We start from the raw sequence: 24,907 nt of genomic DNA on the forward strand, positions 1-24,907 counted from the left end.
CACTGGAAATTGGAGGGTCGCGCGTCGGGATCGAACCTGCCTGCGGGCCGACGGGACTCATGAGGGTGCCGGGGGCCGCCCCGAAAGGCCCGGAACAGCTGCAGCCGCTGCGGCCTGCACAACGTTCCGCCCCCGGGATACGCTGAACCCATGGATGAGCCCCGGAACACTTCAGCGAACGCTTCCGTCACTGCGGCACCAGCCGTGCCTGCACCCGCCCCGCCCGCACCCGCCGCGTATGCCGACGCCGACGGCGTCCCTGCCGCCGTCGGCGGCCGGACATCCATCAGTGAACAGGCGGTGGCCAAGGTCGCCGCAATTGCAGCCCGGGCTGTTCCCGGCGTCTTTACGCTCGGCAATCCTTCGGGGCGGGCGCTCGGCGCGGTGCGCGACGCCGTCGGCGGAACAAACGCCACGTCCGGCGTCCATGTGGAAGTCGGCGAGCGTGAAGTCGCCGTGGATATCAGCCTCGTCGCCGCCTACGGAAATGCCCTGACCGTCGTCGCGAACAACGTCCGTGCCGCCGTTTACGGAGCGGTGGAGGAACTTGTGGGTCTCCGCGTCGTCGAGGTCAACGTGGAAATCTCCGACGTGCACCTTCCCACCGATCCGCCCGCTCCCGTACCGGTCTCCGGAGCCAAAGCGGTATAGGCTTTCAGCACGTTCCACCCAGGACGTACCGGTGATGCGTCAGGCAAGAAGGCAGGGGAAATGAAACCGACAGTGGTGGGAATGGCAATTGGAGCCGTACTGGCTTTTGCCGCACTGATTTTCGACTTTTGGGGCTTTCTGCTGACCGCCCTGTTTATTGCGGCCGGAGCGCTGCTGGGCCGCGCTGCGGAGGGCAAGATTGATTTCCGCAGCGTCTCCGATGCGCTGACCGGCCGCCGCTCCTCTTCGTGAGCACCATAGCTGCGCCCCCGGCGGCGGAAACCGCCGCGCACCTGGCGGGACACAACCGGATCAGCACCCAGGCCCTGAGCAGCACCGCTAAGGCGGCAGCATCCGAATACTTCGGTGTGCCCGCCCAGCAGGTGCGTGTCCAGTGGACGGATGACCGGGGGAAGCTCGCCCTGTCGGTGTCCCTGCCCATCACGCTGCCACCGCTGCAGGCGCTGACCCCCGGCATGCTGGACCGCGCCGGCGGAACCGTCTGGGAACGGGCCCACGCCGCCAAACCGGTGCTGATGCAGCGCGTTGCCGAACTTACGGGTTCCCGGCTCTCCCGGGTGGACATCCGTGTCACCGGCGTCCTGCCGGCCGAAGGAAGGCGGGTGCGGTGAAGCAGGCGGACCTGGCGGTAACCAACAGAATCCTTCGGCGCGAGACACATTCGGCACGCACGGCCGCGGCCGCCGCGGTCGCTGTCCTGGGCATCCTCTTTTTCAGCTATGTCCTGCTGGAATCCGTGCTCCAGGTGCTGGGACAGGAGGCCTGGCTGATCGATCCGCCTACCTTCGGCAACTGGCTGGCGGGCCTCCCGGCGGACTCCGACCCGCTGATCCTCGGCCTGTCCGGGGCCCTGATCTTCTTTGCGGGCCTGCTGTTCTTCCTGCAGGCCGTACTTCCGGGCCGCCGGGCCCGCTATTCCCTGCCCAACCCCCGCGCCGCCGTCGTGGTGGACGGCGAAGTGCTGGCCGCGTCGCTGGCCCGGTGTGCCCGGATGCGGGCAGGCGTCACCCCGCAGCAGGTGCTGGTGACGGTTGGCAGGACCGTTGTGGAGGTGCAGATCCGTCCAACGTCGGGTACTCCCGTGGACGCCGAAGCCGTGCGTACGGCAGTGGAGGATGAGTTGCTGCTGACCAAGCTTGACCCGCAGCCGGCCGTCCGGGTCCGCGTTGCCGAAACCGGGGTGATCGGACAGTGAACGCCACACCAAGGGCCTTGAACCGGTTCCTGCTCGGACTGCTCGGACTGGTGCTGATGGGCATCGGCGGCGGTCTGGCGCTCATCTCCGCCTGGCCTGCCGCCGCGCGGGCCTGGCACGGGTTTGCCGCCGACGCCGGTCCCGCCGTCTCCTCCTCGCTCGACGCCACGGCCCTGCCCGGGGGCAGAGGCAGCTGGATCTGGGTGGCGCTTGCCCTGCTGAGCTTCCTGGGCATCGTGTTGATGGTGGTGTGGATGGCCGGGCAGGGCGGCGGCCGGACCGGAACCCTCGTCTCCGAATACGACGACGACGGCGCGCCGGGCCGGGTTGAGATCAGTGGAACCGTCGCCGAACAGGCCCTGCGCAGCGCACTGCAGGAGAACCCGGATGTCGCTGCGTCTTCGGTCAACGCCTACTCAGTGAAGGGCCGCAGCGCCCTGCGGGTGCGGATCACTCCGCGGCAGGGAGCGGCTCCGCACCTGATTGCGGCCGACGCCACGGCCCTGGTGGAAACCCTGGACACCGTCCTCGGGCACCAGACCCCGGTGCTGCTGAGCCTGGAGGCCGGACGCCGGCTGCGCTTCGGCAGGGAAGACCGGGTCCGCTAGGACGTCCTAGGAGGCCCGGGCCAGCTGCCGGATGGGAATCCAGCGCGAGGCCAGCCGGCGGTAGGCGGCCGCGGCACCCGTCATGTCGCCGTCGGCCAGTGACTCGATGCCCAGCCGTACATCGGACGGGGAGTCGTCGGGGAAGACCAGGTCCGCCACCGGACCGTAATCGAGCTCCAGCACCGCCTCCGGATCAAAGACCTCCAGCCAGGCCGTGAGCTCGGCCAGCTCATCCAGCAGGTCCAGCTCCGGTGCTGCCATGGCCAGGGCAGCCGAGGCCGAACGTGCCCGCTCGATGCACTGCAGCACCGGGGCGGAGAGCCGCACGGTCTGGACATGCCCGTCATCCTCCACCACCTCGGTGTGGTCCTCTTCGTGGAGCAGGACAAACCAGCCGAAGGGAACACCCCAGGTAGCGGAGCGGGTGTGCAGCTTGGCCAGGGAATCGGCGAAGGAATCCGGATCCAGGCGCGCGGCGTGGGCCTCCCGGGCGACTTCCGGCACCAGCACATCCACCAGGGGCCCGCGGATGGAATCGCCCAGGGATTCGGCGGCCAGGGAGGTGCGGACCGCCAGCTGGTTCGGGCAGTACAGGCGGGTGGTGACACCTTCCTGCGCCGGATAATGCAGCACCCGGACCAGGTCCGTGGCGTTGTGCGGGAACGGATCGGACACCACCCGGACCAGCCGGCGGACGGCATCGGTACGTTCGAGGACTTCGGTTTCGTGGCGTCCGCGGGCGCGCTGTTCCATGATGGCCAACTGCTGGGTGTCATCAAAGGCGTCCAGCGGCTCGTAGACGCGGAGGTAGGAGACAAACGGGAAGGTGCGGTACAGCGACTGCTGCGGATGCCGCGTCACGGCTAGTCCAGTTCCACAATCACGGGAGCGTGGTCCGACGCACCCTTGCCCTTGCGCTCTTCCCGGTCGATGACGGCGCCGGTGACCCGCTTGGCCAGGGCGGGGGAGCCCAGGACAAAGTCGATGCGCATGCCCTGGCGCTTGGGGAACCGCAGCTGGGTGTAGTCCCAGTAGGTGTAGACGCCCGGCCCGGGGTGGAAGGGACGGACGACGTCGGTGAACCCGGCGTCGAGGAACTCGTTGAAGGCCTGCCGCTCGGGCTCGGTGATGTGTGTGGCGTTCTGGGCACGGAACCAGTCGATGTCCCACACATCGTCATCCTGCGGGGCAATGTTCCAGTCACCCATCAGCGCCAGCTCCAGGGAGGGGTTTTCGGTGATCCACTCGGCGGCATGGTTCTTGAGGGTCTTGAGCCACTGCAGCTTGTACGGCATGTGCGGATCATCCACGGCACGGCCGTTGGGCACGTACAGGCTCCACACGCGGACGCCGCCGCAGGTGGCGCCGATGGCACGGGCCTCGGCCACGGTGGTGTCCTCGGTCTTGCCGAACATCGGCTGGTCCGGGAAGGTGCGTTCGACGTCGTCGAGCCCCACCCGGGAGGCGATCGCCACGCCGTTCCACTGGCTCAGCCCGAAGTGCGCCACCTCGTAACCGTTCTTTTCAAACAATTCCCAGGGGAAATTGTCGTCCTTCGCCTTGGTTTCCTGAATTGCCAGGACGTCGACGTCGGAGCGCTGCAGCCAGGCCTCGATGCGGTCGGCGCGGGCGCGGATGGAGTTCACGTTCCAGGTAGCTATCTTCACACTGCTACGTTACCGAATCCCGTCCGCCTCCACACTGCGCCCTGCGCCACACGGCCGGCGGCTGCTATTTCCACCAGGTGTCGGAAAGGGTGACCGGGATGGTGCGCTTATGCCGGGTCATCACAAAGCGGGCCTCGATCTTTTCGGCGGCGTCAGTGGGGATGTCCCCGCCTTCCAGATAGCTGTCGATGGTGTCATAGCTCAGGCCCAGCTCCGTTTCGTCGGTCTGGCCGGGCCTGTCATCCAGCAGGTCGGCGGTGGGGGCCTTGGCGATCAGGGTTGCGGGGGCACCCAGCTCGGCCAGCAGCGCCCGGTTCTGGCGCTTGTCCAGGCCGGAGAGGGGCAGGAGGTCCGCGCCGCCGTCGCCGAACTTGGTGAAGAATCCCGTGACCGATTCCGCGGCGTGGTCGGTGCCGATCACCAGCAGGTTGTGCTGGCCCGCCACCGCGTACTGCGCGGTCATGCGGACGCGGGCCTTGATGTTGCCCTTGTTGAAGTCGGTGATCTTTTCGCCGGTCATCTTCACGTACTCGTCTTGGAAACCGTCCACGGCCGGTCCGACGTTGTAGACCAGGGACTCCGCCGGAGCAATGAACTCCAGGGCGGCCTGGGCGTCCTCCTCGTCATGCTGGACCCGGTACGGCAGGCGCAGGGCGATGAACCGTGCTTCGGTGCCTTCGGCCTTCAGCTCGTCCACGGCCAGCTGGGCAAGCTTGCCGGCAAGGGTGGAATCCACCCCGCCGCTGATGCCCAGGACAAAACCCTTGGAGTGTGAGGCGTGCAGATAGTCCTTGAGGAAGTCCACCCGGCGGCGGATTTCCGCGGCCGCATCAATCGTGGGCTGAACTCCCAGCTCGGCAATGATTTCCTCTTGTAGTTTCCGCATGGACCACAGCCTATATCCGTCTGCCGCACCGTGCCCGGGAAAGGTCCGCGGAAGTTTGACGGCGCCAAGGCCGCAATCCGGGCCGCCACCCACCGGTCCAGCGACCGTGGCTAGGATTGGCCCATGACATCGCCCGCGATTGCCCCGTCCCGCGCCCGCCTGCTTGAACTGATCAAGGAACTGGCGGTGGTCCGCGGCCACGTGGTGCTTTCCTCCGGCGCCGAAGCGGACTATTACATCGACCTGCGCCGCGTCACGCTGCAGCACGAAGCGTCGGTGCTGGTGGGCGACGTGATGCTGGAACTGCTGGACAACGCCGGGATCGGGTTCACCAATGCCGGCGGCCTGACCATGGGTGCCGACCCGGTGGGCACCGCAGTGATGCATGCCGCTGCCCGTGCCGGCCGGGCCGTGGACGCTTTCGTGGTGCGCAAGGCGCAGAAGTCCTACGGCATGGGCCGCCAGGTGGAAGGCCCCGACGTCGCGGGGCGCAACGTGGTGGTCCTTGAGGACACGTCCACCACCGGCGGATCGGCGCTGACCGCCGTCGAAGGCGTACGGAAAGCGGGCGGCAACGTGGTGGCCGTGGCAGTGATCGTGGACCGGGACACCGGCGCGAAGGAGCGCATCGAGGCCGAGGCCGGCGTGCCGTACCTGTTTGCGTTTGGCAAGGACGAACTCGGCCTCGACTAGCCGCAGGATCAGATGGTGTTGATCAGGTCCGCCACGGAATTCATGATCTGCGTGGGCCGGAACGGGTACCGGTTGATGTCCTCGCGCTGGGTGATGCCGCTGAGCACCAGGACGGTGTGCAGTCCCGCCTCGATGCCTGCCACGATGTCGGTGTCCATCCGGTCACCGATCATGGCCGTGGTTTCGGAGTGGGCGTCAATCTTGCGCATGGCGGACCGGAACATCATGGGGTTTGGCTTGCCCACAATATAGGGCTCCATCTTGGTGGCCGCCGTGATCAGCGCCGCAATGGCTCCCGTGGCCGGGAGTGGACCCTCCTGCGAGGGACCGGTGACGTCCGGGTTGGTGGCGATGAACCGGGCGCCGTCCAGGATCAGCCGGATGGCCTTGGTGATGGTCCCGAAGGAATACGTGCGGGTCTCGCCCAGCACCACGTAGTCCGGTGCGGTGTCGGTGAGGATCATGCCCGCCTCATGCAGCGCCGTCGTCAGGCCGGCCTCGCCCACCACGAAGCAGCGCCCGGGCGTCCCGGAGTTCTTCACCTGGTCCTTGAGGAACTCCGCGGTGGCCAGCGCCGACGTCCAGAGGTTTTCCTCCGGCACCTCCAGCCCCGAGGCCCGCAGGCGGGCGGCCAGGTCCCGCGGCGTGTAGATGGAGTTGTTGGTCAGCACCAGGAAGCGCTTGGACGTTGACACCCAGCGGTCAATGAGTTCCGCGGCACCGGGGATGGGATGGTTCTCGTGAACCAGCACCCCGTCCATGTCCGTCAACCAGCATTCAATGTTCTCGTTTTCGCCCACGGTCTCCCATTTCTCGCATACTGCATTACTGCTTCGGCTTACAGTGCACCGCACGGCCCGGGAACCTGTCCCGGAGGCACTGGAAGCGGGCGCTGCCAGTCTTTCACCTTAGGCTGGAAGGGTGATAGACAGCCCCTCAGAACTTAGTGACGACACCGTCGATGAAGCCGCAGCCCCGACCCACCAGATAGGCGTGGGTCCTTGGGAGGGTCCGTTGCCCGAAGGGGATCACTGGGACCCGGAACTGCTGGCCAACGGCGACGCCCGCAACGTGGTGGATGAGTACCGGTACTGGAAACATGACGCGATCGTGGCGGACCTGGATACGCGCCGGCATCCGTTCCACGTGGCGATCGAGAACTGGCAGCACGATTTCAACATCGGCACCGTGGTGCGCACGGCCAATGCGTTTATGGCAAAGGAAGTGCACATCATTGGACGACGCCGGTGGAACCGCCGCGGCGCCATGGTCACCGACCGCTACCAGCACATCCGCAACCACCCCACCGTGGAGGACTTTGTTCAGTGGGCCCGCGGCGAGGGCCTGAGCATCATCGGCATCGACAACTTCCCGGACTCGGTGCCGCTGGAGACCTATGAGCTGCCGGAGAACTGCGTCCTGGTGTTCGGGCAGGAAGGTCCGGGCCTGAGCCCGGAGGTCCATGCCGCCGCCGACGCCACCCTGTCGATCGCCCAGTTCGGCTCCACCCGGTCCATCAACGCCGGTTCCGCGGCGGCCATTGCAATGCACGGCTGGATCCGGCGGCACGTGTTCGGCCAGAAGGTGAACTAAAGCGCGTGCCCGGGCCGACGTCGTAATCCGTCAGCGGTACCTGATGCCGCGACGGCACTTGTGGCTAGGATGTAAGGAGCCAACGAGGGCTGAAGGCCCTGCCGTATCGACCTTGGAGTCAGCATGCCTATTGCAACCCCGGAGATTTATGCCGAGATGATCGACCGAGCCAAGGCAGGGGGCTTCGCGTATCCGGCAGTCAACGTCACCTCCTCGCAGACGCTCAACGCTGCACTCGCGGGTTTCGCCGAAGCAGGCTCGGACGGCATTGTGCAGGTGTCCACAGGCGGTGCGGCTTACTGGTCCGGAGCCTCCGTGAAGAACATGGTCGCCGGTTCCCTAGCCTTTGCGGCGTACGCCAAGGAAGTAGCCAAGAGCTACAACGTGAACATTGCGCTGCACACCGACCACTGCCCCAAGGACAAGCTGGACGACTTTGTCCTGCCGCTGCTGGCCGCCTCCGAAGCCGCCGTCAAGCGCGGCGAGGACCCGATCTTCAACTCCCACATGTGGGACGGCTCGGCCGAGACCCTCGACGATAACCTGCGCATCGCGCAGGAGCTGCTGGCCCGCACGGCGGCCGCCAAGATCATCCTCGAGGTTGAGATCGGCACCGTCGGCGGTGAAGAAGACGGCGTGGAAAACGCCATCAACGACAAGCTCTACACCACGGTCCAGGACGGCATGGCCACCATCGAAGCCCTCGGCGACGGCAGCAAGGGCCGCTACATCACCGCCCTGACCTTCGGCAACGTCCACGGCGTGTACAAGCCCGGCGGCGTGAAGCTGCGTCCGGAAATCCTCAAGGAAATCCAGGACTCCGTGGGTGAATCGATCGGCAAGGACCGCCCGTTCGACCTGGTCTTCCACGGCGGCTCCGGCTCCTCCGCCCAGGAGATCGCCGACGCCGTCTCCTACGGCGTCGTGAAGATGAACATCGACACCGACACCCAGTACGCCTACACGCGTCCGGTGGCTGACCACATGCTGCGCAATTACGACGGCGTGCTGAAGGTGGACGGCGAAGTGGGCAACAAGAAGCAGTACGATCCGCGCGTCTGGGGTGCAGCCGCTGAAAAGGGCATGGCCGCCCGCGTGGTGGAAGCAGCACAGAACCTAGGATCGGCAGGTAAGGCACTCTAATGTCAGACGAATTCCGCAAGAACCTCCTCGGCCCCGACGCCACCTACCTTCCGGAGGAGACCGACGTCGTCGCCCGCCTGGAGGCAGGCGACGAGCCGGTGGACCTCGCCGCGAAGTACCCCACCTCCTCGCAGGTGTGGGCCGCGCTCGCGGACGAAGCGTTCGAGGAGGGCCAGAACGTGGAGTCCTATGCGTACGCCCGGGTGGGTTACCACCGCGGACTGGATTCCCTGCGCCGTGCCGGCTGGCGCGGCATCGGCCCCATCCCGTGGTCGCACGTGCCTAACCGCGGTTTCCTGCGCTCGCTGTACGCGCTCGGCCGGGCCGCAGCGGCGATTGGCGAAACCGAGGAAGTGGACCGGATCCGCAAGTTCCTCGACGATTCCGATCCGCAGGCCAAGGCGGCCATCGAAGGTCTGTAGGCTCCTGCTCCAACGCTAAAAACGGCGGTCCCCGGTTTCCGGGGGCCGCCGTTTCTTTTCGGTTGGGAGTCCGGGTTTGGTGCGGCCGGACCTCCCGGGAACGGGGAGGTCGTGCCTACGCTGGGAAGCCGGCCGGAAGGTGGTGTGTGCGTGGAAAAATTCGACCTGAAACGGTCCTATCCGGAACTCTATGCACCCCGCGGCGGCGACTTCACCCTGGTGGACGTGCCGATCATGCATTACCTCGCCGTGGATGGGCACGGCGACCCCAATACCTCGGCTGAATACAGCCAGGCCCTCGAGTGCCTCTATCCGGTGGCGTATTCATTGAAGTTTGCCTCCAAGGATGAGCTGGAGGCGGACTTCACCGTCGGCCCGCTGGAAGGTTTGTGGCGGGCCGAGGATCCGGAGGTATTTACCCGCCGGGAGAAAAGCACCTGGGACTGGACCATGCTGATTGCCCAGCCGGAGTGGATCACGGAGGACATGGTGGAGGCCGCTGTGGCTTCCGTTGCCGCTAAGAAACCGCTTCCGGGTCTGGACCAGCTGCACCTGCTCACGCTTACGGAGGGCCTGGCGGCGCAGATCCTCTTTGTGGGGCCCTACGACACGGAGGGTCCGGTCCTTGCCCGGCTGCACTCCACCTGGATGCCCGGGCGCGGGCTGACGTTCAACGGAGACCACCACGAGGTGTACCTCAGCGACCCGCGCCGGGCAGCGCCGGAGAAGCTGCGCACTGTGCTGCGCCAGCCGGTGCGTCCTGTGACGGGCTGACCGTTCCGCCGGTCCGTCCTGTTTCCGGGGGAGTCAGGGCAGGATCGTGGTGGTGACGGCGACAATCTGCGGGGCGGCAGGCACGGAACTGAAACCGAACTGCACCGGCGGCTCCACAGGACGCAACCCGCCGAGGTCAGCGCCGTCCCACGCGGCCGTCGCGGCGGCCAGGGACCGGATGGACCGGACGCCGTAGAACTCCCGCCGTCCACCGCCCGCCGATCCGGCCGTCCGGACCCCCGGAACCAGCAGCCCGGCCACGGGGTTGATCAGCTTCAGCCACCACGGGGCCACAGCCAGCGGGGCGGGCACGTGTTCCAGCACCCGGCCCAGGAAAGTCACCGGTCCCAGTACGGCCTCCATCCGCAGCGGCCCTGCGGCCACCCGGAGCGCATCCCGGGAAAGAACGGCGTCCACGGGGGTCACCACGGTCCGGTCGAACCGGTAGGTCCCGCCGACATACTCTGCTGGCGCCTCGGAGGGTGCCAGCAGAGTCCGCACACCGGTGGCGTCCTCCGCCATCACGTCCGTGAAGGGGCCCAGCGGGGACTCAAGCCAGTGCCCCACCACCAGCCTCGTGCCGGAGGAGGTGCCAAGACCGGCAATGTAGCCGCGGAATCGGTCCATGCGCCCACGCTACCTGCGAAGCGCCGCGGATAGTTCCCCCTACAGCGCATTCCTAGAGTGAGCAACGGCATGATCGGCTAAACTTGGCAGGTAAGAGCCCCGCAACTTGCGCCGAGGTATGCCGTGACGGCAGGAGGTGCGAGTCCAGGGGCGTTCTCATGCACGGTAGCGGATCTGCAACCAAGCAGCTTCGCCCCGTATCTAATGGGGGAGGATCCCATGCCAGCTATTGTCATCGTCGGCGCCCAGTGGGGCGACGAAGGTAAAGGTAAGGCCACCGACCTGCTCGGCGGCCGCGTCGACTACGTCGTCAAACCCAACGGCGGAAACAATGCCGGCCACACCGTCGTCGTCGGCGGTGAAAAATACGAACTTAAGCTGCTGCCCGCGGGCATCCTCAGCCCCAACGCCATTCCGGTCATCGGCAACGGCTGCGTGGTGAACCTCGAGGCGCTCTTCGCCGAGATCGACGGCCTCGAATCCCGGGGTGCGGACACTTCCAAGCTGCGGATTTCCGCCAACGCCCACTTGGTGGCCCCGTTCCACCAGGTGATGGACAAGGTCACCGAACGCTTCCTGGGTAAGCGCGCCATCGGCACCACCGGACGCGGCATCGGCCCGGCCTACATGGACAAGGTGGCACGCCTGGGCATTCGTGTGCAGGACATCTTCGACGAGTCCATCCTGCGCCAGAAGGTTGAAGGATCCCTGAAGCAGAAGAACCAGCTGCTGCTCAAGGTCTACAACCGCCGGGACATCGATGCCGAAGAGGTCGTCCAGTACTTCCTCTCCTACGCGGACCGCCTGCGCCCCATGGTCATCGACTCCACCTACGAGCTGAACAGCGCCCTGGACGAGGGCAAGGTGATCCTCATGGAGGGCGGCCAGGCCACCTTCCTGGACGTGGACCACGGCACCTACCCGTTCGTGACGTCCTCCAACCCCACCGCCGGCGGCGCATCCGTGGGCTCGGGCATCGGCCCCACCCGGATCACCCGCTCCGTGGGCATCATCAAGGCCTACACCACCCGCGTCGGCGCCGGGCCGTTCCCCACAGAACTGTTTGACGACATGGGCCTGTACCTGCAGAAGACCGGCGGCGAGTTCGGTGTGAACACCGGCCGACCGCGCCGCTGCGGGTGGTACGACGCCGTCCTGGCCCGCCACGCTTCCCGCGTCAACGGCTTCACGGACTACTTCGTGACGAAGCTGGACGTGCTCACCGGCATCGAGAAGATCCCGGTCTGCGTGGCCTACGAAGTTGACGGCGTGCGCTTCGACGAGATGCCGATGACGCAGACCGATTTCCACCACGCCAAGCCGATCTTCGAGTACTTCGACGGCTGGACCGAGGACATCACCGGTGCCAAGTCCCTCGAGGACCTGCCGGACAACGCCCGGAACTACGTCCTGGCGCTGGAGAAGATGTCCGGTACCCGGTTCTCCGCCATCGGCGTGGGTCCGGACCGTGACCAGACCATTGTGGTGCGGGACCTGATCAGCGAATAAGTCCCTCCCCCGCCGGAAGGCCCCGGAGCCGTTGAGGCTGCGGGGCCTTCCTGTGTTGTGGACGCGCACTGTTGCCGGGCATTGGTCCCGCCGCTAGCCTGTGGGCGTGCACAAACGGTGCGCCCGCAGATGAGGGGATAGCGAATGGTCAACGACAATGCGCAGCTGTACAGCATGGACGTGTCCGCCACTGCGGATCAGGCCTGGAAGGCACTCACCGATCCCGAAGTGGTCCGCCGCTGGTACTTCGGCACCGCGCCGAGAACCAGCTGGGAGGTGGGCTCCACCATCGATTACGTCGACGACGACGGCGGCACGCAGATCACGGGCATCCTGCTGGAAGTAGATGCCCCACGCACGTTTTCACACACGTTCATCGCCACCTGGTACGGAACCGAGAACGACCAGGGGTCGCTGCAGTGGCAGCTGGAACCGGCCGCGGAAGGAACCAGGATCATCCTGGTGCACCGCGACCGGCACGCCGGCTCCCGGGAGGGCAGCGAGACGGACGAAGGCTCACAGCGGCTGATGGACAGCCTGCGGAAGGTGCTGGAGGACGGGTAACGGCTGGGGCTGATTCACCGGGCCGGACCATCGGGCCGGACCACGCGCCCTGACCGGCTACCAGCGGTTGCGGGCCTCCTCGATCCAGCCGCCCAGCCCGTCCAGCGAATACCCGGTTCCGTCCGGGGTGCGGGCGGTGCCGGTCCAGGTGCCGAACGCCTGCCAGGTCCGGGCGCTGATCACGACGGCGTTCGTCGCTGCCACCCGCCGGTGGAACGGGGTCAGTACCGCGTCAATCCACGGACCGTGCACCCGCCAGGACGACGCCGGGTCGGCGAGATCGTACTCGAACTCCAGTTCGCCGTCGTAATGGTGCAGCTGCCCGTCCACGATCAGGGCGTTCTCCGTGGCCGGGGTGCCGGCGGTCCATTTCCCGCCGATCTGCAGTCCGAGCCGGGTGCCGTCCACCGTGCCCGACCCCACTCCCCAGTTCCAGCGCTGCGAGTACGGCCAGCGCCCGCGGCCGCGGTCCAGGACCGCGAACGAATCCTGCCCGCCCACTGCATATTCCCGTCCGTCCACGGTGACGGTGCCCGAAACCCGGCGGGCTACGTCCTTGAGCGTGTACTGGTAGCGGTGGGTGGACCACGGCACCACCACTCCGAGGACGTCGCCGTCAGCTTCCGCGAACAGGTCCGCGGAGACCCGCGGGGAGGACGCCTGCAGCCGGGTGCCGCCGTCGGCGTCGTGGAACCGCAGGCTGGCACCGCCAAAGGCCCCGAAGGCGGTCAGGGGCGGGCGTGTATCCGGCAGGGAGACGTCCGCAGGGGAGGGCAGGATCTTCAGCGGTTCCACGCTGATCTCCTTGCCGGTGCTGCGTTCGTACACGTACAGCTGCAGGGTGGACGCGTAGTCCAGGTGGGCAATGGTCAGGCCGACGGCGAGCTCGGGGGTGAGGACACCCCAGTACTCCCAGCGCTTGGTCCGCCAGCCGCCCTTGAGGCCCGAGGGGACCACCGGGTGGTGCAGGGCGCTGCGGGCAAAGCCCACGGCGGCCGGATTCAGCACCCCGGCAGGTGAGCCGAGGTCAACGGGTGCGGCGATTTCATCCATGCCGCCCAAGTCTAGGGCGGGCGTAGGGTGAAGACGTGCCGGAACGCCGCCGCAGATCGTGTCGGGTGTCCCGATCCGGCCGGGAAAGGCAGACATGACCAGCACAGCTACGGCCGCCGTCCTGCGCGGCACCAACCAGCCCTTCGAACTTGCAGAAGTGAGGCTGGATGATCCCCGTCCGGACGAGGTACTGGTCCGGGTGGTGGCCAGCGGAGTCTGCGGCACCGACCTGGGTGTGCAGGCAGGTCACATTCCTTTTCCGCTGCCCGGTGTCCTTGGCCACGAAGGTGCTGGCGTGGTGGAAGCCGTGGGAAGTGCCGTGACTTCGGTGCAGCCCGGAGACCACGTCCTGCTGACCTTCACCAGCTGCGGAGTGTGCCGCAACTGCCGCAGTGCCCACCCTGCGTACTGCGTTGAATTCCTGTCCCGCAACCTCCTCGGCGGGGAACGCGCGGACGGCAGCTCCACTCTTTCGGAAAACGGCACCGACCTGCACGGGCACTTCTTCGCCCAGTCGTCCTTCTCCAACCGGGTCCTGGCGGACGAACGCGGCGTAACTAAGGTGGATCCGGCCGCGGATCTATCCCTGCTGGCACCGCTGGGCTGCGGCATCCAGACCGGCGCCGGAGCCGTGCTGAACGTCCTGAAGCCCGAGCCGGGATCCGTTCTGGCCGTGTTCGGCGCCGGCCCCGTAGGCCTGGCCGCCGTAATGGCCGCGGCCCTGTCCCCGGCCACGCGCATTATCGTTATGGACCTGGTGGATTCCCGGCTGGAACTGGCCCGGGAACTGGGGGCCACCGACGTCGTGAACTCCGGGAACACCGACGCCGTCCAGGCGCTGATGGAACTGACCGGCGGCCAGGGCGTCACCCACGCCCTGGAGACCACCGGCAGCGTCAAGGTGGCGGAAACCGCCGCCTCGGTGCTGGCACCGCTGGGCAAGCTCGGACTGATCGGTGCACCCGCCGCGGGCAGCACCATGAGCCTGGACGTGAACTTCATGCTCAACGGGCGCCAGATCCTGGGAATTACCGAGGGGGATTCCAACCCGCAGCTGTTCCTGCCGGCGCTGGTGGATCTGGTGCAGCAGGGCCGGTTCCCGCTGGAAAAGATGATCACCCGTTACTCGTTCCGGGACATCAATGAGGCGGCCGCGGCAGCCAAGAGCGGAAGCGTCCTGAAACCCGTCCTCCACTTCGAGGACCTGGTCTAGGCTGGGGACAAGCGAGCTCGAGTGAAGGTGGTCGAAAGTGTTAGTCAGCGTCGGTCAGTTCAGCCCTTCCGGCAACGTCCGGGAAAACCTGGACACCATGCGTTCCCTGACCGGAAAGGCCCGGGCCGAGGGGTCGGAACTGATTATTTTCCCCGAGGAATCCATGTTCAGCATCGGCAAGGTGGAAGGCTCCCTGGCCGCCGCCGTCGACGCTTCCTGGACCACCTTCGTTTCGCAGCTGTCCCTGCTGGCGGCGGAACTGGAAATCGCCGTGATCGCCGGCGGCTATGAGTCCAGCGGGGAGGAACGCCCCTTCAACACGCTGGTCCTGATCGATGCGGCCGGACGGATAGTGGACACGTACCGGAAGCTGCACCTCTACGATGCTTTCTCCTACGCCGAATCCACGCGGATCAAACCGGGCGACGGCGGCGTGAAGGTGATGCGGGTCGGGGACCTCCGGGTGGGGGTCATGACCTGTTACGACCTGCGCTTCCCGGAACTGGCCCGCGCGCTCGCCGACCTCGACGCCGACCTGCTGGCCGTCCCGGCGGCCTGGTTCAAGGGTGAACACAAGATTGACCACTGGGAGACCCTGCTCAAGGCCCGTGCCATCGAGAACACCCTCTGGGTGGCCGCTGCGGGAACATCCAGCCGCCACACCGTGGGCCACTCCGCCATCCTCGACCCCATGGGGGTCCCGCAGGCGGCGCTCGAGGACGAACGCGAGGCGGTTGTGACAGCCGATGTCACCCGTCAGCGGATCGATGATGTCCGCCGGTTCCTGCCGGTGCTGAAGAACCGCCGTTTCGCGGAAAACGCCCAGATTGTGGAAGCGCACTAGGGCCGGGACAGACCCGCCGGAAAAAGCCGGGCCGGGTGCGTAACCTTTTCCTACCTGCGGGCGATTACCTGTTTGTAACGGCCGCGCCGAGGCTTATCCCCCCAACAAGCATCGGTGCGGCCGTCCAACGTGTGTTTACGGCATTGGTCCGACGGCGGAGGCGGTAGCATGTGGATCACTCCGCATCCTAGGAAAGTGATTCCGCCGTGCCCTCATCGCTTACTGAGCAGACGCTCCGTGATGCGCGCGCCCGGAAACCGGTGGCCCTGCGGGAAATCTACGACGATTTTGCACCGGGAATCCTGGGTTACCTCCGTTCCAAGGGGTGCCAGGACCCCGAATCGCTGACGCAGGAAGTCTTCCTGACACTGTTCTCCAAGCTGGACACGCTCGACGGCGGCCTCCGGGGGGCCCGCACCTTCGCCTTCTCCGTAGCCCACGCCCGCATGGTGGACGATGTCCGCCGCCGCGAGCGCGAGCCGGCAACGGCCGTGTTTGATCCGGATTTGGACCGCCGTGCAACGGAGTCGGCGGAAGAGAGCGTGCTGGGTGCCGGTGTCGGAGTCGACGCTCTCCTGGCAGGACTCACACCGCAGCAGCAGGAAGTCCTGCTGCTCCGCGTGGTGGCCGATCTATCCATCGAAGAATCGGCGAAGATCATGGGACGCAGTACAGGAGCGGTCAAGCAGCTCCAGCGCCGCGCACTGGGAATACTGAAGAACCAACTGGAAGGGAAGGAGGCACCGGACAATGAGCGAGCATCCTGAGGAACAGGACAGACTTTCCGTCCGCGGCCTCCTGGCCGAATCCGGCGTCGAGGAATCCCCGGAGCTGGTGGAGGGACTGCTGGTCCTGCGCCAGGAATCCCGCACGTCCGCGCCGGAGCCGAGTGGGGAACTTGCCGCCCTGTTGGCGGGAACACCCGTACCGCTGCGCCCCCGGCCTAAGCGCGGCCGCGGGATCATTCTCGGTGCAGCCCTCGTTGGCGCGATGGCAGTAGGCGCCGGTGGAGTGGCGGCACATCCTGATTTCCTGGTGCGGGCGGACCCCTCGCCGTCGGTCAGTTTCACCCCGGAAGCTCCCGAGTTGCTGCGGTCCACGCCGGCCCCGTCCGCTCCGGAGGAAACCCCGGTTCCGGCGGCCCCCGCCGCGGAAACCGTACCGGAGCCCGCTGCGCCGGCGGCCGTCCCCGCCCCTGTGCCGGCTCCCGTGGCGGTGCCCACTCCGGAAACGCCGGCCCCGGCCCCGGCCGTGGTTCAGGGAGATGGGTCCTCCCCGGGAAACACTCCGGGGATCAGCAGGGACGCCGTCCCGGGTCCCACCACCGGATACATCCACCCGGAAAACCGCCGCGCCGACGGCCTGGTCCGCGAGACCATGGGCCCCGGCGGGGGCGCGGTTTCGTACGGGGGCGCGGTTTCGTACGGCGGCCGGGAGAACCAGCGAAGCTACGGCCGGGACAGCTTCGATCGTTCCGGCACCTCCCACTGGGACCGGTAACGCTAGACCGTCAGCTGCCGCTTCGAGGAGATCACGCCGGTGTTGAAACCGGCCAGGTTCAAGCCCCCGTGGAACCGGGCATGTTCGATTTTCACGCACCGGTCCATCACCACATTGAGGCCCGCCGCTTCGGCCTCCCTGGCTACTTCCTCATGCCAGGACCCCAGCTGCAGCCACAGGGTCCGGGCTCCGGCGTCTTTCGCCTCGGCCAGCACTCCCGGCAGGTCCCCGTGCCGGCGGAACACGTCCACGATGTCCGGCACCTCGGGCAGGTCAGCCAGCGAGGGATACACCGGCCGCCCCAGGATTTCCTTCACCACCGGGTTCACGAAGTACACCCGGTACTGCGAGGAAGAGAGCAGATACGTGGCCACGAAGTAGGACGCGCGTGCGGGTTTGTCCGACGCACCGACGATGGCGATTGTCTTGGCTGAACGCAGCAGCGAAAGCCGCTCCGGCGCCGTCGGGCCCGTCCAGGTACGTGCCGGTGAACCGGTGTCAGCGGACATGGGTTGTCTCCTCCAGGAAGTGGACGGCAGGCGCGGCTGTGAAGCCCTGGTCATCGGCGGCCGCCGTCAGTGCCGAGTCCAGGTCCCAGAGGATATCCGCCAGGTCTTCCAGCCCTACGGAAATGCGGATCAGGTCCTCGGGAACACCGGCACTGGGGAGCTGCTCCGGTGAGAGCTGCTGATGGGTGGTGGACCCCGGATGGATCACCAGGGTGCGGGAATCACCCACGTTGGCCAGGTGCGAGGCCAGCTGCAGCGACTCAATGAAGGTCTGCCCCGCCGCCCGGCCGCCCCGGACCCCGAAACTGAACACGGAGCCGGGTCCCTTGGGCAGATATTTGCGGGCCCGCGCGTAGTGCGGATGGGAGGGCAGGCCTGCATAACTGACCCAGGACACCCGCGGATCAGCTTCGAGCCATTCGGCCACGGCCTGGGCGTTGCGCAGGTGTTCATCCAGGCGCTGGGCCAGGGTCTCCACCCCCTGCAGCAGCGCAAAAGCGGAGGTGGCACTGAGGGCGGGACCAATATCGCGCAGCTGTTCGGACCGCAGTTTGGTCAGGAAGCCGTATTCGCCGAAGTTCCCCCACCAGGAAATGTTCCCGTAGCTGGGGACCGGCTCGGTCATGGCGGGGAATTTGCCGTTGCCCCAGTCGAAGCGGCCGCTTTCCACAACGACGCCGCCCAGCGTGGTGCCGTGCCCGCCCAGGAACTTCGTGGCGGAATGGATAACGATGTCCGCGCCGTGGGCGAACGGTTGAACCAGGTACGGAGTACTCAGGGTGGCATCCAGGATCAGCGGCACACCGGCGTCGTGGGCCACCCGTGCCAGCGCCTCAATATCGGTAACCTCGCCGCTGGGGTTGGCGACGACCTCCGCATAGACCGCCTTGGTGTTTTCCTGCACCGCGGCGGCGTAGTCCGCCGGATCGGTGCCCGGGACGAAGGTGGTATCGATCCCGAACCGGCGGAGGGTCACGTCCAGTTGCGTGAGCGTGCCGCCGTAAAGCTGGGCGGACGCGACAATGTGGTCCCCGGCGGAGCAGAGCGCCGCGAAGGTAATGAATTCCGCAGACATGCCCGACGCCGTTGCCACCGCTCCGATCCCGCCCTCCAGGGAGGCGATGCGCTCCTCGAACGCGGCGACGGTGGGGTTGCCGATCCGCGAGTAGATGTTGCCGTACTTCTGGAGCGAAAACAGGTTGGCGGCGTCGGCGGTGTCCTTGAAGACGAACGACGTCGACTGGTAGATGGGAACGGCGCGGGCACCGTGCAGGGCATCGGGGGTGCCGCCTGCGTGCAGGGCACGCGTGCGGAAACCGAACTGGTGGTCGCTCATGGGAAAGGAATCCTTCCTCGGGTGGTGCCGGACGGAATCGGGCCCGCCCCCGTTGTGCTTCGGGGTGGGCATGGGTTTAGGTTGCTGTCAGGGACGCGGGCGCCGCAGGCACTCAGGAGGCCGGAGTGGACGAATACGTGATTGTCATCGAGACGGGCTACAAGCTGGCCTCCGCCGCCCACCGGGTGATCTACACCGAGCCGATGGCACGGGCGGAGGCCACCCGGCTGTTCCTGGACCTGATGGCCGGCCAGCGTGAGGACCTGCTGCCCGGCCGGCTGGACAGCACAATCCTGGAGGTCTCGCCCACCGAATTCCTGCAGGTCCACCAGGCCATGGGCGGCTCGGTGGTGATGGACCGGGTCACGCTGACCCGCCGCCTGCACTGACCGGGCGGCCGCAGCTGTAGCTGCCGCACTCAGGCCCATCTCCGCACCGCCCGCCGCTCGGCGATTCCCAGCAGGGCATCCGTGGCCTTGCCGATGACGGCCAGCGCAATGATGGCGAGGAACATGCGGTCCGTCCGCCCGTTGTTCTGCGAGTCCATCAGCAGGAACCCCAGTCCCATCGAGGACGCAATCAGTTCCGCCGCCACCAGGAACAACCAGGACTGGGCGAGCGCAAGCCGCAGGCCGGAGAAGACCGCCGGTACCACGGCCGGGAGCTGCACGGTGGTCAGCAGCTTCACGCCGCGGAGCCCGAAGGCCCGGGCCGCCTCCACCAGGTTCCGGTCAACATGCCGCAGGGCCAGGGCCACTGTGGTGAAGACCGGGAAGAAGGCTCCGATGGTGATCAGCGTGATTTTGGAGTCCTCGCCGATCTTCATCCACAGGATCAGCAGCGGCACCCACGCCAGGGATGGAACTGCCCGAAGCGCTCCAATCGCCGGTCCCAGCAGCGCGTCGGCCAGCCGGGACAGGCCGAGCAGGGCACCCAGCACCAGTCCGAGCGCGGAGCCGAGGGCAAAACCGGTCAGCACGCGCTGGGTGGAGATGGCGATGTGGGTGCCGAGCTGGCCGCGCCGCACCAGATCCGCAGCCGCCTCATAGACCGCGCCGGGGGAGGGAAGCTGCACGGCGCTGAAAATCCCCGCGGCGGCGGTCAACTGCCAGGCCGTGAGCAGCAGAGCCGGGACCAGTAAACCCAGGCCGAGCCGTGGAAGCCACCGGCCCAGCCGGGCCCCCGCCGGCGCCCCTGCGGCCCGGGTTGCTCCGGCCCGGGTGGCCGGGGCGGTAACCGGGGCGGCAGCAGGGGTGCTCACGAGGAGGCTCCGAGCGCATCCGGGTCAGCATTCCGCACATAGGAGTCCTCCAGGAGGCTGTCCAGGGCCTCGTCAATCTGCTCCTGGCTGGCCACATCCCCGGTCTCCACCAGTGTGGGGCCGATCTTCGCCAGGACGCTGCGCTGCGCCGCGCCGGGGGCCGGCTCAACGTCGAGGTTGCTGCGTTCCAGGATCACCGTCTTGGCGACGGAGGGATCCAGCCCGGCCACCTCGGCCAGGATCCGGGCAGTTTCGTCCGGGTTCTCCGCTGCCCAGGCGCGGGCTTTTTCATACGCGTTGACCACGGCCTGGGCCTGCTCGGGGTCCTCATCCAGGAAGGATTCGTTGGCCGCGAGCAGGCCGTAGGTGTTGAAGTCCAGGTTGCGGTAGGCCAGCCGGGCACCGTTCTGCTCGGCGTCGGCCATGATCGGGTCCAGTCCGGCCCACGCGTCCACCGATCCGTTGTCCAGGGCGGTGCGGCCGTCGGCATGCTGGAGTTGTTCCACGGTGACGTCGGAGAGGCTCAGGCCCGCTTCGTCCAGGGCCTGGACCAGGAAGAAGTACGGGTCCGTACCCTTGGTCGCGGCGACGGATTTGCCCGCCAGATCCGCCACCGAGGTGATTCCGGAATCGGGGCCCACCACCAGGGCTGACCATTCCGGCTGGGAGAACACGTCGATGGCCTTGATCGGGGAACCGTTGGCGCGGTTAAGCAGTGCTGCGGAACCGGCGGTTGAACCGACGTCGATGGCGCCTGAACGCAGGTTTTCGTTGGCCTTGTTCGAGCCGGCGGACTGGACCCACTCCACCGTGACTCCCTCATCCGCCAAGCCGTCCTCCAACCAGCCCTGGTCCTTGATGATCAGGCTCAGCGGGTTGTAGGTGGCGAAGTCGAGGGTCAGGGTTCCGCCGTTGGTCTCCTGCACGGCGGAGGTAGCGGTGGAGTCCTCGCCGGCAACGCATCCATTGAGGGTGAGGGCGGCGACGGCGGCGGCGGCCGCTGCGAAAGCTCTGGGGTGCCGCGGGAGGGGTCGGGAAGAAGTGCTGGTCATGGGGATTCCTTAGGGGAGCAGGGTGCACTGAGGGCACCCGGGGGCTGAAAGGGGGTAGGTGGAGACAGTTCCGCCCTCACACGGGCAGGGGGATACCCGCTCGGGGGAGAGCTTCGGGGGAGTGCTAGTGGCGCTCGACGCCCAGGAGGGTGAGGAGCTCGCCGCGCATTCGGGCCAGCTCCGCCGAGGCGCGGTCCCGCGGACGGGAGCCCGGGACGGTGACGACGTCGGTGATGGTGGCACCGGGGGTGCCGTCTTCGGTCCCGAGGACGATAATGCGGTCAGCCAGCTGCAGGGCTTCATCCACGTCATGGGTGACCAGGAGGACGGTGGCAGGCGCCGCCCGGTGCAGGGCGAGGAGCAGGTCCTGCATCTTCAGCCGGGTCAGCGCATCCAGGGCGCCGAAGGGTTCATCCAGCAGCAGGACCCCCGGTTCACGTGCCAGTGCCCGGGCAAGCGAGGTCCGCTGGGCCATGCCTCCGGACACCGCCCGGGGCCGGTGCTTGGCGAACGGTGCCAGCCCCACCAGGTCCAGGAGTTCGGCAACCTTGGCTTTCCCCCGCTTGGCGCTCGCGGACTTAGGCAGCCCGATCGCGATGTTGGCCTGGAGGGTCTGCCACGGCAGCAGACGCGGCTCCTGGAAGGCGACGGCGCAGCGGTCGTCGATTCCGCGGACGGACTCGCCATCAATCTGGATGCTGCCGGCGGTGGGCAGGTCCAGGCCGGCTGCGGCCCGCAGCAAGGTGGACTTGCCGCAGCCGCTCGGACCCAGGATGGCCAGCACCTCCCCCGGATGGACCTCGAAGGTGATGTCCCGGAGGACAACGTGTTCATCCGGGCCGGAACCGAAACTGCGGCCGAGTCCGGCGAACCGGACAGGCAGGGCGGCGCCGGAGGGAGCAGCGGGTCCGGTGCCGGAAGCGGACGTGGAAGAGGGCAATACTGCGGTCATAGAAACACTCCATCGATCCTGGCAGTAGCACCCTACGGAAGGTGTCCTGAGCCGGGGTAACGGCTTCCTGCGACACCAGCCTCGCTATTGCCGCGCCTCAAGGAGGAGATGCGGCAACCAGGGTTGCTGCGGCTTCATCGATCCAGGTCTCTCAGCCGCTCGGGATGGTCAAGGACTACTAAACTCCGGAACGGCGGATCCGACAACCCCCTGCAGGTGGCCCCGGTTCACATAAAGAAATGTTCGACGCCGGCACTGCCGGGCAGGGGCATTGACCTCCCGCGGCGGCGGCTCCTAGTTTTGATGCAGGGTGTGGATGGAGTGGCTTAGCGTCCGGCACCCGGCTCTTCCCAGCGTCTTCCCCCAAAAAAGAGCAGGAGCCTGCCATGGAATCAGCCTCGGGTGCCTCCGGAATGGTGACGTCCGCTGACGGAACCCCCATTGCCTGGTCACGGCAGGGAAGCGGCCCGCCGCTGGCGATCGTGGGCCCGCTCCTGGCGCACCGGAGCAGCCCCGCCACGGTGGTCCTTGCGGACGCCCTTTCGCGGAACCACACCGTCTACACCTATGACCGGCGGGGAATCGGGGAAAGCGGCATGGGCGAGGAATACACCGCGGAATCCGACGTCGACGACCTGCTCGCCGTCCTCCAGGTAGCGGGAGAATCGACCGATCTCTACGGCTTTGATGAGGGGGCGTTCCTTGCCCTGCGGGCGGCGGAGGAGTCCACGGTGGTCAGCAGGGTGGTGGCCCTGGAGCCAACCCTTTCGCTGGCCGACGGGGAGGATGAACTGATGGTCCTGCAGAGTGAGATCGAGGGCCTCAGCGGCGTCCGCATCCCTGTCTTGGTGATGGCAGGGAGCAGCAGCGGCGATGACACCCAGGACCTGGCGCGGCAGACGGCCGACGCACTGGATTCCGGCGAGTTCCTGCTGGTCGAGTCGGACACCACGGGCATCCCGGACGCAGTACTTGCCGAGGCCATCGAGTCCTTCCTGGATTAAGCTGGATGTCTCACTCCGGCTCCCGGCAAAGGAAGAACCTGTGGCACACGTCAACGACCCTGCGGTAATCGAACGGCTGCTTCGGAACAAGGGCGCCCGGTGGGCGGTGGTGGGCCTGTCCAACAACCCGCTCCGTCCCGCCGTCGGCGTCTCCCGCTTCATTCAGGACCACCTGGGCATGGAAATCATCCCGGTAAGCCTGAAGGGGGACGAGGTCCACGGCAACAAGGGGTACCGCCGGCTCAGCGAGATTCCCGGCAGCGTCGACGTGGTGGACTGCTTCGTAAACTCCGCCCGGGTGGGGGACATCGTGGACCAGGCCATTGAAGCGGGTGCCAAGGCCGTCTGGCTGCAGCTCGGCGTGGTGGATGAAGCCGCCGCCGCACGTGCCGCGGCGGCGGGGCTCGACGTCGTTATGAACGCCTGCCCGGTGATTGAGGCCCCGCGCTTCGGACTGTAGGCCTACAGTTTGGCGAACCGGGCCCGGATGATCCCCATGTAGAGCCCGTAAAGGATCAGCCCGATTCCCACGGCGGCCAGTGCCACAACACCGAAAGGCTGGCCGCGGAGCGTATGCAGCGCACCGTCCAGGCCCGTGGATTGCGCCGGATCCGCATGCACGGCGGCCAGCGTCAGCAGCACGCCGAGGATGCCCAGCGAGACTCCCTTGGCGATGAAGCCTGCCACGCCGGTGACGTCCACCGCCTTCGACCAGATACCTCCGGGGATGCCCGTCAGTTTCCGCCGGAAGCGCCGGGTGGCTCCCTTGAAGATGAAGTAACCGCCGATCCCCACCACGACCAGGCCGGTCAGGCCCAGCAGCCACTGGCCGGCCGGCACCGACAAGAGGCGCGCAGTCCAGTTGACCGAGGACGAGCTGCCGCTATTGCTGCCGCGGCCAAGGGCAAAGGTGGCGAAAGTGGTGCCGACGGCTGCGTACACGAGCACCTGTCCCGCGTTAGACGCCCGGTCCTTCCACAACTCCTTGTCCCGGAGCTGCTTTCCAGCCAGGAAAATCCGGCTCAGCTGGAACAGTGCCAGGGCGTAGCAGCCGAGGAAACAGAACCAGACCAGCGCGTAGCCCGCGGGCTGTGCGGCCACGGCGGCGACGGCGCCGCTGGTGTCCGCGTTGCCGGGATCTCCGGCATTGATCCGCAGGGCGAGCACCCCGATGACGACGTGCAGGATTCCGCTCGCCACGTAGCCTGCGCGCGCAAACCGCTCGAAGGCCTTGGAGCCTGCGGCACGCTCCGCTGCCCCGCTTACGGACCTGCCACTGTGCTTGATCTGGTTCAAACCGTTAGTCCTCCGCTGTTCTGCCGGACGCCCCGGCGGTACCCGATCTCCCAATCCTGCCATCTGCCCGGCCGGAGCGGTGCCATGACGGGGCCTGCGGCGATAGGATTCCGGCATGGACGCAGGTGAACTTCGGCAGTTGTGCCTGGCCCTGCCGGGAAGCTTTGAAGATTTTCCCTTCGGCCCGGAGTCCTCGGTCTTCAAGGTCAGGGCTGCGGGTGGGAAAGCGAAAATGTTCGCCCTGACGGAGCTTGACGGTGAGCCCCTGATGATCAGCCTGAAATGCGAGCCCGAACTGGCGCTGCAGCTTCGCGCCGCACACCCGGAGATTACCGGGGCCTGGCATATGAACAAGACGCACTGGAACCAGGTGGAGGTTGCTTCCGGTCTGCCGCACGGCATGATCCGGGACATGGTGGAGGACTCCTATGACCTGGTGGTGGCTTCGCTGCCGCGCAGGGACCGGGAGTCGCTGGCCTGGAAGGGCCTGGCCGGCGGATGAGGGGTGGCCTTACCTACGGCGAGCCGGGGCGG

Annotated in this window: 32 protein-coding genes; 20 read left to right on the forward strand and 12 right to left on the reverse strand. The window is 67.0% G+C overall.

What is annotated here, in order from left to right; translation table 11 throughout:
* The first annotated feature begins 150 nt into the window (after window positions 1–150).
* The 5 genes from QNO10_RS00790 to QNO10_RS00810 are packed head-to-tail and all read left to right on the forward strand — an operon-like array spanning window position 151 to window position 2,475.
* The gene (locus QNO10_RS00790; protein ID WP_229945556.1) at window positions 151–651 is read left to right on the forward strand and encodes an Asp23/Gls24 family envelope stress response protein; all 501 of its coding nucleotides are present in this window, start codon (window positions 151–153) and stop codon (window positions 649–651) included.
* 60 nt (window positions 652–711) lie between these two features.
* Window positions 712–903: a DUF2273 domain-containing protein gene (locus QNO10_RS00795; protein WP_229945553.1), complete on the forward strand. Its 192-nt coding sequence runs from the start codon at window positions 712–714 to the stop codon at window positions 901–903.
* Window positions 900–1,283, forward strand: coding sequence for a hypothetical protein (locus QNO10_RS00800; protein WP_229945551.1), 384 nt, complete (start codon window positions 900–902; stop codon window positions 1,281–1,283). Before QNO10_RS00795 ends, QNO10_RS00800 begins: the two co-directional genes overlap by 4 nt.
* Window positions 1,280–1,867 (forward strand): DUF6286 domain-containing protein, encoded by a 588-nt coding sequence (locus QNO10_RS00805; RefSeq protein WP_229945549.1) that lies wholly within the window; start codon window positions 1,280–1,282, stop codon window positions 1,865–1,867. Before QNO10_RS00800 ends, QNO10_RS00805 begins: the two co-directional genes overlap by 4 nt.
* Window positions 1,864–2,475 (forward strand): hypothetical protein, encoded by a 612-nt coding sequence (locus QNO10_RS00810; RefSeq protein ID WP_229945547.1) that lies wholly within the window; start codon window positions 1,864–1,866, stop codon window positions 2,473–2,475. The genes QNO10_RS00805 and QNO10_RS00810 overlap by 4 nt, the downstream gene beginning before the upstream one ends.
* A 6-nt stretch (window positions 2,476–2,481) precedes the next feature.
* On the opposite strand, the gene QNO10_RS00815 is transcribed toward QNO10_RS00810, so the two are convergent.
* The 3 genes from QNO10_RS00815 to nadE all read right to left on the reverse strand — a co-directional run bounded on the left by QNO10_RS00815 (window position 2,482) and on the right by nadE (window position 5,028).
* Window positions 2,482–3,336 (reverse strand): DUF8083 family protein, encoded by an 855-nt coding sequence (locus tag QNO10_RS00815; RefSeq protein WP_229945545.1) that lies wholly within the window; start codon window positions 3,334–3,336, stop codon window positions 2,482–2,484.
* 2 nt (window positions 3,337–3,338) lie between these two features.
* Complete coding sequence (locus QNO10_RS00820) at window positions 3,339–4,142, reverse strand: exodeoxyribonuclease III (RefSeq protein ID WP_229945543.1); 804 nt, start codon at window positions 4,140–4,142, stop codon at window positions 3,339–3,341.
* Window positions 4,143–4,206: 64 nt separating this feature from the next.
* The gene (gene nadE / locus QNO10_RS00825) at window positions 4,207–5,028 is read right to left on the reverse strand and encodes an NAD(+) synthase (protein ID WP_229945541.1); all 822 of its coding nucleotides are present in this window, start codon (window positions 5,026–5,028) and stop codon (window positions 4,207–4,209) included.
* Window positions 5,029–5,151: 123 nt separating this feature from the next.
* Between nadE and pyrE the strand changes: the two genes are divergently transcribed.
* The gene (pyrE, locus tag QNO10_RS00830; RefSeq protein WP_229945537.1) at window positions 5,152–5,721 is read left to right on the forward strand and encodes an orotate phosphoribosyltransferase; all 570 of its coding nucleotides are present in this window, start codon (window positions 5,152–5,154) and stop codon (window positions 5,719–5,721) included.
* Window positions 5,722–5,729: 8 nt separating this feature from the next.
* Here the strand turns inward: pyrE and QNO10_RS00835 are convergent, their stop codons facing one another.
* Window positions 5,730–6,482 (reverse strand): HAD-IIA family hydrolase, encoded by a 753-nt coding sequence (locus tag QNO10_RS00835; protein ID WP_229946599.1) that lies wholly within the window; start codon window positions 6,480–6,482, stop codon window positions 5,730–5,732.
* A 226-nt stretch (window positions 6,483–6,708) separates the two neighbouring features.
* On the opposite strand from QNO10_RS00835, the gene QNO10_RS00840 reads away from it, so the two are divergent.
* The 4 genes from QNO10_RS00840 (at window position 6,709) to QNO10_RS00855 (ending at window position 9,653) form a co-directional block, all read left to right on the forward strand.
* Window positions 6,709–7,314, forward strand: coding sequence for a TrmH family RNA methyltransferase (locus QNO10_RS00840; RefSeq protein ID WP_442860218.1), 606 nt, complete (start codon window positions 6,709–6,711; stop codon window positions 7,312–7,314).
* A gap of 123 nt (window positions 7,315–7,437) precedes the next feature.
* Complete coding sequence (gene fbaA / locus QNO10_RS00845) at window positions 7,438–8,457, forward strand: class II fructose-bisphosphate aldolase (RefSeq protein ID WP_229945535.1); 1,020 nt, start codon at window positions 7,438–7,440, stop codon at window positions 8,455–8,457.
* Window positions 8,457–8,879: a DUF3151 domain-containing protein gene (locus tag QNO10_RS00850; protein WP_229945533.1), complete on the forward strand. Its 423-nt coding sequence runs from the start codon at window positions 8,457–8,459 to the stop codon at window positions 8,877–8,879. The genes fbaA and QNO10_RS00850 overlap by 1 nt, the downstream gene beginning before the upstream one ends.
* Before the next feature lie 150 nt (window positions 8,880–9,029).
* The gene (locus tag QNO10_RS00855; protein WP_229945531.1) at window positions 9,030–9,653 is read left to right on the forward strand and encodes a GyrI-like domain-containing protein; all 624 of its coding nucleotides are present in this window, start codon (window positions 9,030–9,032) and stop codon (window positions 9,651–9,653) included.
* 33 nt (window positions 9,654–9,686) lie between these two features.
* Here QNO10_RS00855 and QNO10_RS00860 read toward each other — a convergent pair whose 3' ends face one another.
* Window positions 9,687–10,280 carry a hypothetical protein gene (locus QNO10_RS00860; protein ID WP_229945528.1) on the reverse strand — a complete coding sequence of 198 codons (594 nt, stop codon included), beginning with the start codon at window positions 10,278–10,280 and terminating at the stop codon, window positions 9,687–9,689.
* A 219-nt stretch (window positions 10,281–10,499) separates the two neighbouring features.
* Between QNO10_RS00860 and QNO10_RS00865 the strand changes: the two genes are divergently transcribed.
* Window positions 10,500–11,789 (forward strand): adenylosuccinate synthase, encoded by a 1,290-nt coding sequence (locus QNO10_RS00865; protein ID WP_229945525.1) that lies wholly within the window; start codon window positions 10,500–10,502, stop codon window positions 11,787–11,789.
* Window positions 11,790–11,933: 144 nt separating this feature from the next.
* The gene (locus tag QNO10_RS00870; protein ID WP_229945523.1) at window positions 11,934–12,353 is read left to right on the forward strand and encodes an SRPBCC domain-containing protein; all 420 of its coding nucleotides are present in this window, start codon (window positions 11,934–11,936) and stop codon (window positions 12,351–12,353) included.
* A 57-nt stretch (window positions 12,354–12,410) separates the two neighbouring features.
* On the opposite strand, the gene QNO10_RS00875 is transcribed toward QNO10_RS00870, so the two are convergent.
* Window positions 12,411–13,406, reverse strand: a complete 996-nt coding sequence (locus QNO10_RS00875) for a DUF2804 domain-containing protein (RefSeq protein WP_229945521.1) — start codon at window positions 13,404–13,406, stop codon at window positions 12,411–12,413.
* A gap of 94 nt (window positions 13,407–13,500) precedes the next feature.
* Here QNO10_RS00875 and QNO10_RS00880 point away from each other — a divergent pair, with 94 nt between their 5' ends.
* From QNO10_RS00880 to QNO10_RS00895, 4 genes are all read left to right on the forward strand, one after another.
* Complete coding sequence (locus tag QNO10_RS00880) at window positions 13,501–14,619, forward strand: NAD(P)-dependent alcohol dehydrogenase (RefSeq protein ID WP_229945519.1); 1,119 nt, start codon at window positions 13,501–13,503, stop codon at window positions 14,617–14,619.
* A gap of 37 nt (window positions 14,620–14,656) precedes the next feature.
* Window positions 14,657–15,463 carry a carbon-nitrogen hydrolase family protein gene (locus tag QNO10_RS00885; protein ID WP_229945518.1) on the forward strand — a complete coding sequence of 269 codons (807 nt, stop codon included), beginning with the start codon at window positions 14,657–14,659 and terminating at the stop codon, window positions 15,461–15,463.
* 206 nt (window positions 15,464–15,669) lie between these two features.
* Entirely contained in the window at window positions 15,670–16,230 is a 561-nt protein-coding gene (locus QNO10_RS00890; RefSeq protein WP_229945516.1) for an RNA polymerase sigma factor, read from the forward strand.
* Complete coding sequence (locus QNO10_RS00895; RefSeq protein WP_229945514.1) at window positions 16,214–16,963, forward strand: hypothetical protein; 750 nt, start codon at window positions 16,214–16,216, stop codon at window positions 16,961–16,963. Before QNO10_RS00890 ends, QNO10_RS00895 begins: the two co-directional genes overlap by 17 nt.
* A gap of 2 nt (window positions 16,964–16,965) precedes the next feature.
* Here the strand turns inward: QNO10_RS00895 and QNO10_RS00900 are convergent, their stop codons facing one another.
* The gene (locus QNO10_RS00900) at window positions 16,966–17,472 is read right to left on the reverse strand and encodes a CoA-binding protein (RefSeq protein WP_229945512.1); all 507 of its coding nucleotides are present in this window, start codon (window positions 17,470–17,472) and stop codon (window positions 16,966–16,968) included.
* Window positions 17,462–18,808 (reverse strand): O-acetylhomoserine aminocarboxypropyltransferase/cysteine synthase family protein, encoded by a 1,347-nt coding sequence (locus QNO10_RS00905; RefSeq protein WP_229945510.1) that lies wholly within the window; start codon window positions 18,806–18,808, stop codon window positions 17,462–17,464. Before QNO10_RS00905 ends, QNO10_RS00900 begins: the two co-directional genes overlap by 11 nt.
* Window positions 18,809–18,933: 125 nt before the next feature.
* Between QNO10_RS00905 and QNO10_RS00910 the strand changes: the two genes are divergently transcribed.
* Window positions 18,934–19,197: a hypothetical protein gene (locus tag QNO10_RS00910; RefSeq protein WP_229945508.1), complete on the forward strand. Its 264-nt coding sequence runs from the start codon at window positions 18,934–18,936 to the stop codon at window positions 19,195–19,197.
* A 29-nt stretch (window positions 19,198–19,226) separates the two neighbouring features.
* Here QNO10_RS00910 and QNO10_RS00915 read toward each other — a convergent pair whose 3' ends face one another.
* The 3 genes from QNO10_RS00915 to QNO10_RS00925 all read right to left on the reverse strand — a co-directional run bounded on the left by QNO10_RS00915 (window position 19,227) and on the right by QNO10_RS00925 (window position 22,073).
* Window positions 19,227–20,069 carry an ABC transporter permease gene (locus QNO10_RS00915; protein ID WP_442860206.1) on the reverse strand — a complete coding sequence of 281 codons (843 nt, stop codon included), beginning with the start codon at window positions 20,067–20,069 and terminating at the stop codon, window positions 19,227–19,229.
* Window positions 20,066–21,121 carry an aliphatic sulfonate ABC transporter substrate-binding protein gene (locus tag QNO10_RS00920; protein ID WP_229945506.1) on the reverse strand — a complete coding sequence of 352 codons (1,056 nt, stop codon included), beginning with the start codon at window positions 21,119–21,121 and terminating at the stop codon, window positions 20,066–20,068. The genes QNO10_RS00915 and QNO10_RS00920 overlap by 4 nt, the downstream gene beginning before the upstream one ends.
* Window positions 21,122–21,245: 124 nt before the next feature.
* Window positions 21,246–22,073, reverse strand: coding sequence for an ABC transporter ATP-binding protein (locus QNO10_RS00925; RefSeq protein ID WP_229945502.1), 828 nt, complete (start codon window positions 22,071–22,073; stop codon window positions 21,246–21,248).
* 386 nt (window positions 22,074–22,459) lie between these two features.
* Between QNO10_RS00925 and QNO10_RS00930 the strand changes: the two genes are divergently transcribed.
* Together QNO10_RS00930 and QNO10_RS00935 are read left to right on the forward strand one after the other, a co-directional pair.
* Window positions 22,460–23,077, forward strand: a complete 618-nt coding sequence (locus QNO10_RS00930; protein ID WP_229945500.1) for an alpha/beta fold hydrolase — start codon at window positions 22,460–22,462, stop codon at window positions 23,075–23,077.
* A 40-nt stretch (window positions 23,078–23,117) separates the two neighbouring features.
* Window positions 23,118–23,537 carry a CoA-binding protein gene (locus QNO10_RS00935; protein WP_229945497.1) on the forward strand — a complete coding sequence of 140 codons (420 nt, stop codon included), beginning with the start codon at window positions 23,118–23,120 and terminating at the stop codon, window positions 23,535–23,537.
* Between the two features lie 2 nt (window positions 23,538–23,539).
* On the opposite strand, the gene QNO10_RS00940 is transcribed toward QNO10_RS00935, so the two are convergent.
* A complete protein-coding gene (locus tag QNO10_RS00940) occupies window positions 23,540–24,373 on the reverse strand; it encodes a DUF1206 domain-containing protein (protein ID WP_229945494.1) in 834 nt (277 codons plus the stop codon).
* A gap of 115 nt (window positions 24,374–24,488) precedes the next feature.
* Between QNO10_RS00940 and QNO10_RS00945 the strand changes: the two genes are divergently transcribed.
* Window positions 24,489–24,875, forward strand: a complete 387-nt coding sequence (locus tag QNO10_RS00945) for an MmcQ/YjbR family DNA-binding protein (protein ID WP_229945493.1) — start codon at window positions 24,489–24,491, stop codon at window positions 24,873–24,875.
* Window positions 24,876–24,907 lie beyond the last annotated feature (32 nt).

Source organism: Arthrobacter sp. zg-Y919, from assembly GCF_030142045.1.
Lineage (GTDB): Bacteria > Actinomycetota > Actinomycetes > Actinomycetales > Micrococcaceae > Arthrobacter_B.

Coding starts and splice junctions, on each gene's coding strand:
- QNO10_RS00790 (WP_229945556.1), top strand. CDS start 151: ATGGATGAGCCCCGGAACACTTCAGCGAACGCTTCCGTCACTGCGGCA.
- QNO10_RS00795 (WP_229945553.1), top strand. CDS start 712: ATGAAACCGACAGTGGTGGGAATGGCAATTGGAGCCGTACTGGCTTTT.
- nadE (WP_229945541.1), bottom strand. CDS start 5,028: ATGCGGAAACTACAAGAGGAAATCATTGCCGAGCTGGGAGTTCAGCCC.
- pyrE (WP_229945537.1), top strand. CDS start 5,152: ATGACATCGCCCGCGATTGCCCCGTCCCGCGCCCGCCTGCTTGAACTG.
- QNO10_RS00835 (WP_229946599.1), bottom strand. CDS start 6,482: ATGGACGGGGTGCTGGTTCACGAGAACCATCCCATCCCCGGTGCCGCG.
- fbaA (WP_229945535.1), top strand. CDS start 7,438: ATGCCTATTGCAACCCCGGAGATTTATGCCGAGATGATCGACCGAGCC.
- QNO10_RS00850 (WP_229945533.1), top strand. CDS start 8,457: ATGTCAGACGAATTCCGCAAGAACCTCCTCGGCCCCGACGCCACCTAC.
- QNO10_RS00860 (WP_229945528.1), bottom strand. CDS start 10,280: ATGGACCGATTCCGCGGCTACATTGCCGGTCTTGGCACCTCCTCCGGC.
- QNO10_RS00865 (WP_229945525.1), top strand. CDS start 10,500: ATGCCAGCTATTGTCATCGTCGGCGCCCAGTGGGGCGACGAAGGTAAA.
- QNO10_RS00870 (WP_229945523.1), top strand. CDS start 11,934: ATGGTCAACGACAATGCGCAGCTGTACAGCATGGACGTGTCCGCCACT.
- QNO10_RS00875 (WP_229945521.1), bottom strand. CDS start 13,406: ATGGATGAAATCGCCGCACCCGTTGACCTCGGCTCACCTGCCGGGGTG.
- QNO10_RS00880 (WP_229945519.1), top strand. CDS start 13,501: ATGACCAGCACAGCTACGGCCGCCGTCCTGCGCGGCACCAACCAGCCC.
- QNO10_RS00895 (WP_229945514.1), top strand. CDS start 16,214: ATGAGCGAGCATCCTGAGGAACAGGACAGACTTTCCGTCCGCGGCCTC.
- QNO10_RS00900 (WP_229945512.1), bottom strand. CDS start 17,472: ATGTCCGCTGACACCGGTTCACCGGCACGTACCTGGACGGGCCCGACG.
- QNO10_RS00905 (WP_229945510.1), bottom strand. CDS start 18,808: ATGAGCGACCACCAGTTCGGTTTCCGCACGCGTGCCCTGCACGCAGGC.
- QNO10_RS00920 (WP_229945506.1), bottom strand. CDS start 21,121: ATGACCAGCACTTCTTCCCGACCCCTCCCGCGGCACCCCAGAGCTTTC.
- QNO10_RS00925 (WP_229945502.1), bottom strand. CDS start 22,073: ATGACCGCAGTATTGCCCTCTTCCACGTCCGCTTCCGGCACCGGACCC.
- QNO10_RS00930 (WP_229945500.1), top strand. CDS start 22,460: ATGGAATCAGCCTCGGGTGCCTCCGGAATGGTGACGTCCGCTGACGGA.
- QNO10_RS00945 (WP_229945493.1), top strand. CDS start 24,489: ATGGACGCAGGTGAACTTCGGCAGTTGTGCCTGGCCCTGCCGGGAAGC.